Consider the following 6,238-nt stretch of genomic DNA (forward strand, 5'->3'; position numbering starts at 1 on the left):
GCATCTCTGGCTCACTCCTCTGCCGCGATCCGGGTGCGCTGGGAGGCTGCCAGCCTATTACCGGCCAGCACCGTTTTTGCGTCGCGCCACTAGTAGCACGATCGCTGTTGCGAGGAGAGCGCCGGAGCCTCCGAGCACCACGAAGTGGAGCACAGGGCCACCGAAGTTGTCATACGGATCATCGAGCAGGCGCGAGACGAAAGTGGCCGTCGAGGACAAGGCCATCGACCACAGCACCATCCCGTTGTGCCACCAAGAACGCTTCTCCTGCACGCTACCGCTCCCCGACGACTCCAGTCACCCATTCGATTCCGCCAATTGTGCTATGCCGTCGCGACCACGGCGGGCGACGCACTCACATGCCGCCGCGAGGGCGATGGTCATAGACCTGCAGGATGCCGAGCAGCGGCCGTCGGCGGGGCGGCGGGGCGGCGCGGCGGGCGGGCTCGGAGTGGAGTCCCTGATAGTGGTGTAACGCGGTTGGCGTGATCGTCTCGGTCGGACATCCCGTCCGGCATAGAGCGCGGCCATCGCGTGATCTTTCGAGCGAACGTCCTACGGAACTCTCGAAAGGGATCATCGCGATGACCGCACCTCACATCATCGACCCTGCCGGCCTGCTCGGCCAGGCTCTGGGCGATGCGTCACCGGATCTGATGCGGCACCTGCTGTCGACCGTCATCAACAGCCTGCTGTCTGCCGAAGCCGACGCCGTCTGCGGCGCCGAATACGGCACCAGCAGCCCGGACCGGGTCAACTCCCGCAACGGCTACCGCCACCGCGAGCTCGACACCCGCACCGGCACCATCGACGTCGCCATCCCCAAACTGCGGTCGGCTTCCTACTTCCCGGAATGGCTGCTCGAACGCCGTAAACGAGCCGAGGCCGCCATGATCAGCGTGGTCGCCACGTGTTACCTGCTCGGCGTCTCCACCCGCCGGATGGACAAACTCATCCAGTCCCTCGGCATCACATCGCTGTCGAAGTCGCAGGTCTCACGGATGGCCGCCGACCTCGACGAACAGGTCCACGCCTTCCGCGCCAGACCCCTGAACGACACGGGGCCGTTCACGTTCGTGGCCGCCGACGCCCTGACCATGAAGGTCCGCGAACAGGGCCGCGTCGTCAACGCCGTCGTGCTGATCGCGACCGGCGTCAACGCCGACGGCCACCGCGAAGTCCTCGGCGTCAAAGTCGCCACCAGCGAAACCCGGCAGGCCTGGAACACCTTCTTCGCCGACCTGGTCGCCCGCGGCCTGACCGGTGTCCTGCTCGTCACCAGTGATGCCCACGCCGGCCTGGTCGACGCCATCGCGGCGAACCTACCCGGCACGTCCTGGCAACGCTGTCGCACCCACTTCGCGGCAAACCTCATGTCCGTGACCTCGAAGGCGGCCTGGCCGGCGGTCAAGACGATGCTGCACTCGGTCTACGACCAGCCCGACCCGGAATCAATGCACGCCCAGTTCGACAAACTCCTCGACTCCGTCGGCGCATCCCTGCCAAAGGTCGCCGCCTACCTCGACGCCGCCCGCGCCGACCTGCTCGCCTTCACCACGTTCCCGCAACCGATCTGGCGCCAGATCTGGTCCAACAACCCCAACGAACGCCTCAACAAGGAGATCCGCCGCCGCACCGACGTCGTCGGGATCTTCCCCGACCGCGACGCCGTCGCCCGTCTCGTCGGCGCCGTCCTGGCCGAACAACACGACGAATGGACCGAAGGCCGCCGCTACTTCGCCCTCGACATCATCGCCAAAGCCCGCGCCACCACCACCGGCACCGACCAACGCGAACTGGAACCCGCTCACAACCACTGACCAGCACAACTCGAAAGATCAGCCGCTACACCACTTCCAGGGGCTTGACCACGAGGTACTGCTGAAGGCACGCGAGGAACAGCGGCACGATCTGAGCCGCGACCAGGTGGAGGCCTTGCTGAAGTCGTTCGAAGAATGATCCTGACGCGGCAGGCTTCTGGATAGGTTCATGGTGGCTATAACGGTGTCGCTGGCCCCACCAGGGGCGGCTTGCGGTGGCTCCACCTGAACCCAAGATCCCCACCATGACGGTTTCGTCTGGCCCCGGTTCTTACCAGGCTTTACTCGCCATAAAGATCGGGAAGTGGGGCCGATTCAAGCCGTCTCTGTCGGCATCAGGTGGGGCCACTCCAAGCCGCCATGGGTGGGGCCAGCGACACCGTCATAGCCATCATGGAGCCCGCTCGAGCGAACTAGCGTGTTCCTGGGCGCACTGCCCCGTTAGGCCGGCCATCCTCTTCTGCCACCGCGAGCGCGATGGTCGTGAGAGACGACGAGGTGCCGAGCAGCGGTCATCGCTCGGGGAGAACCTCACGAAGGTGCACCGCTGCCCGGCACCTGAACAGGGTAGGCGCCTGGAATCACGGACGGCCCCGGACTGTCAGGGCCAGCGTCAGCCGGTCGAAGCGAGCGGTATGGCCACCTCGACAGCGCTCCAGCGCAACCCGACCACTTCCGACCCACGTCTCCTGGCTGCCGCAGTCGCCGCGTACCTCGGCCGGTACCGCGGTCAATCGCGGACACACACCGACTCCGATCTCAGGATCTTCTGCGCTGGTCGGCTGACCAGCCACTGGACCCACTGCAAGCAGCACGGGTGGACATCGAGCGTTACGTCCGCTGGCTGCAAGATGTCCGCTACTACCAGCCCTCGACGGTATCCCGGCGGCTGTCAGTCGTAATCGGCTTCTACCGCGTCTGCGTCATCGACGAGATGCTGCCGTACTCACCCGCCGACTACGTCCGCCGACCCCTCGTACCGCCCGCGTCACCTACCCTCGGCCTCAGCCACCTCCAGTTCGAAGCGATGATCACCGCCGCCCGGCTGTCGGCCAACATCAATGACTTCGCCCTCGTCGCCATGCTGGGCCTCCTCGGGCTGCGGACCTTCGAAGCGTGCGGCGCTAACATCGCCGACCTCGGCGAAGAACACGGCCACCGCGTCCTCAAGGTCCGCGGCAAAGGCGGCAAGGTCGTCCTCGTGCCACTACCACCCGCAGTGGCCCGGGCGATCGACCACGCCGTCCACGAGCGCGATGACGGACCGATCCTTCGCAACGCCCGCGGTGCCCGGATGGACCGGCACGCGGCGACCCGCCGGCTCAAGCACCTGGCCGAGACCGCCGAGCTACGGATCCCGAAGATGCACCCGCATATGCTGCGACACACTTTCGTCACCACCATGCTCGACGCCGGCGGCAGCCTCCGCGACGTCCAGATCGCCGCCCGCCACGCCGACCCACGTACCACCATCCGCTACGACCGTGCCCGTAAGAACCTCGACCGCCACCCCAACTACATCCTCGCCGCCTTCATGGCATCCGGAACGTAGCCGTGATCAAAGGCACGATCGTGCCGAGATGACGGCGTTGACCCGAATCGCTTGGTGTAGTGGATGACAACGGCACTGTGGTTGCGCAGACTGGCGATCGTGGGTGTTGGCGCGGGCTCCATACGGTTGCTGAAGGTTCCCTATGACTCGGGACATCTTGATGTCCGTATGGGAGCCGGGCCGACGGCACTGGTCAGGGCGGGTGCGGCTGACCAACTGCGTTATCAGGGCCTCCAAGTACGGGAGCGACTCATCGAGGTGGCGTCGTGGCAGGCAGAGGTCCGGACCGCTTTTGAGCTGCAGAAGCTCGTCGCGGTCGAAGCCGCGGCGGCCCACGCGGCGGGTGAAGTACCGATGCTGCTGTCGGGCAACTGCAATACCACCGTGGGAATGATTGCTGCTCTGACGGCACCGGATCGCCGCGTGGGTGTGGTGTGGCTCGACGCGCACGGCGACTTCAACATCCCTGACACCGATGGGTCAGGGTTCCTGGACGGACACGGACTGGCGATGGTCGTCGGGCGTTGCTGGACTGCGTTGACCTCCGCTATCGCGGGCTTTCAGCCGGTGCTGGAGGACCGGGTCGTGCTCGTCGGTGCGCGCAGTCTGGATTCAGCGGAACAGTTGGCTCTACAAAGCTCGTCGATAGCATGGATACCGCCGGATCACGCTCGTGACCTGAACGACCTTCGCCGAACTCTTGAGGACCTCGCCGATCGCGTTGACGTGGTGCACATTCATGTGGATCTCGACGTGTACGATCCCTCGATCGCGCCGGCGAACAGCTACGCCGCCGCGAACGGACTGTCCGCCAGCGAAGTGCAGCAGGTGGTGCGGCAGGTCGCCGTCCGGATCCCGGTCGCCTCGGCAACGCTGGCCTCCTATGATCCGGCCTACGACCCGCACGGGCGAATGGCACGCACGGCCTTGGAGCTATTGACGCTACTGGCCCGCCTTGCCCGCACCCCAACGCACTGAGCCGGGCAGCCGCACGCACTCTTTTGCCGCTGATGGCGGGCGTCAGGAGCAAAGTCATGGCGGATCCGGCGGCTGAGTGGTTCCAGATACCTCGGCTGGCCTTGCCCGGTGCGTCAAGGCGCGCACATCTGGCGTATAGCCGATGATGGAAGCATGTCATTGCCTGATCTGAACCCCGATGAGTATCCGCCGATCGATCCTCGCGAGCCTGTGCCCGATGACGCTGGCGAGCTGTTGCCGGGCGCGCCTGAGGAACTGCCGGAGGCCCCAGTTGAGCCGTTGCCGGATGACGGCGAGGAGGGTGGTGTGCGGGAACCGGCATAGCCGAAGGTCGTCGATGCACTCACTTGCCGCGGCGAGTGCGACAAAGCCGCGCCAGACGGCCGGGATGCCGAGCATCCTTAAGTTTTGCTGGTCATCGCTCGGGGAGAACCGCTCGAAGGCGCACCGCCGCTCGGCGCTTCGGATGGTAAGCACAGCCCTGCTGCTATCGGGTTGGGCGCTATCGCCTGGCAGTCGGGCTGCTACGACGTGTATTCGCTGCCCGGTCGAGGCCGCGGTGCTGGGGCGCAGGTGTGGTTGGGGATGACGCCCGGGTAGTGCTGGGGCGGCGGGGTGGTCCGTCCGATGGCCGGTGGGTCCGTCAGTGGGTACGCCTGTGCCGCCCGTGGTGTCGAGGGCCGTCGGCAGTTGCTGCTGCGTGACGGCATCGGTCACGGCCCGGTGGCCGTCCGTGCTGCTCAGCATGCGGCTGATGTCTTCCGTGAGGCACCCGCTGAGGACCCGGGAGACCTGGTGAGTCGGCTGCACGGTGAACTCGGGCAGACCGGCGGGGCGGCGGTGGCCGTCGCCGAACTCGACGCTGTCGAGGCCCGGATGCGTTTCGCGGGAATGGGTGACATCGGCGGCGCCGTCGTGGGGGACGGCGAGTCCCACCGGGATCTGGCATCTCCGCTGGGGACAGCGGGCGCCGGTACGCCCGAGATCCGTCAGGACGAGTAATTCTCTCGGCGCCGACGCGTCGGTGGTGCGTTCCTGCGGTGCTACCGCTGATGGCGATGTTGCCGACTATCCCGGTCTGTTCGCCCACGGCCCGCAGGTCGTTGCCGTGTTGCGTGTTTGCCGGTGCCTGCCGTGACGGTGCGGGTATTGCTGTCGGCAGTACCGTCTGAGCCGCGGAGCGGTCACCAGGCGGAATAGCCAGCCGGTGAATGTGTGGTAATCGGACAGTGCTTCCCCTTTCTTCGGGTTGCGCTGTTTCGCGGGGATGCGCCGGCGAGACGGGCGGGGTGCACTTTGAACAGCAGGTTGTTCGATGTTGGGAGAGGTGCCGGTGTGACCTTTGGCGCCGAGGCCGTGATGGTTGTGACGGTGTTGCGATGACCGGGGTCCGGGCGACCGGTTCCGGGGTGGCACCGTTCGTGCATACGGCCCTGATCGTCGAATGCCGACCGTTATCTGGAGCCTGTTGGCGGCAGAGGTGCATCGTGCGGCGGAGCGTTACGACGAGGTGCTGGTGGTCGTTGATGACCGGGACCCGGGCGCTGCTGGTTGACGAGGTCGGTGATGTCTCCCCGGGGGTGCGGTGGGATGAACGGATGCGTTCTATCAGCGGCTCGGCTTCGCCTGCGAGAGCTTCCGCCGCTATCTGGCCGAGAAGCATCGGGCGGGTTGCCGGGTTCACGTGGTCGCGGAGTCTGATCTGGTCAGCGGTGTGGATGCCGGCCCGTATGCGGGCCGGGCTGCGGCGTATCTGCGTACGAGGCGATCGGCAACGATGCGTACGTGCTGGGTGGCTCGGCGGTCACCTGAGTCAGGGACGGCCGGCACCACGTGGACAGTGTTATGGCCGGGGTTCGTACCCCGCACGCCTATCGGCTCACCGCGT

Annotated in this window: 5 protein-coding genes; 4 read left to right on the top strand and 1 reads right to left on the bottom strand. The window is 66.2% G+C overall.

The window, feature by feature from the left end; genetic code table 11:
• Positions 1-584: 584 nt before the first annotated feature.
• From Aco03nite_RS52165 to Aco03nite_RS52175, 3 genes are all read left to right on the top strand, one after another.
• The gene (locus Aco03nite_RS52165; RefSeq protein WP_203810689.1) at positions 585-1,820 is read left to right on the top strand and encodes an IS256 family transposase; all 1,236 of its coding nucleotides are present in this window, start codon (positions 585-587) and stop codon (positions 1,818-1,820) included.
• 817 nt (positions 1,821-2,637) lie between these two features.
• Positions 2,638-3,372, top strand: a complete 735-nt coding sequence (locus tag Aco03nite_RS52170; RefSeq protein ID WP_203810691.1) for a tyrosine-type recombinase/integrase — start codon at positions 2,638-2,640, stop codon at positions 3,370-3,372.
• Positions 3,373-3,435: 63 nt separating this feature from the next.
• Positions 3,436-4,350 carry an arginase family protein gene (locus tag Aco03nite_RS52175; protein WP_203810693.1) on the top strand — a complete coding sequence of 305 codons (915 nt, stop codon included), beginning with the start codon at positions 3,436-3,438 and terminating at the stop codon, positions 4,348-4,350.
• A 156-nt stretch (positions 4,351-4,506) separates the two neighbouring features.
• Here the strand turns inward: Aco03nite_RS52175 and Aco03nite_RS52180 are convergent, their stop codons facing one another.
• Positions 4,507-4,749, bottom strand: coding sequence for a hypothetical protein (locus tag Aco03nite_RS52180; protein WP_203810695.1), 243 nt, complete (start codon positions 4,747-4,749; stop codon positions 4,507-4,509).
• Positions 4,750-4,977: 228 nt separating this feature from the next.
• Between Aco03nite_RS52180 and Aco03nite_RS52185 the strand changes: the two genes are divergently transcribed.
• Positions 4,978-5,352 (top strand): PP2C family serine/threonine-protein phosphatase, encoded by a 375-nt coding sequence (locus tag Aco03nite_RS52185; protein ID WP_203810697.1) that lies wholly within the window; start codon positions 4,978-4,980, stop codon positions 5,350-5,352.
• Positions 5,353-6,238 lie beyond the last annotated feature (886 nt).

Source organism: Actinoplanes couchii (assembly GCF_016862075.1).
GTDB lineage: Bacteria > Actinomycetota > Actinomycetes > Mycobacteriales > Micromonosporaceae > Actinoplanes > Actinoplanes couchii.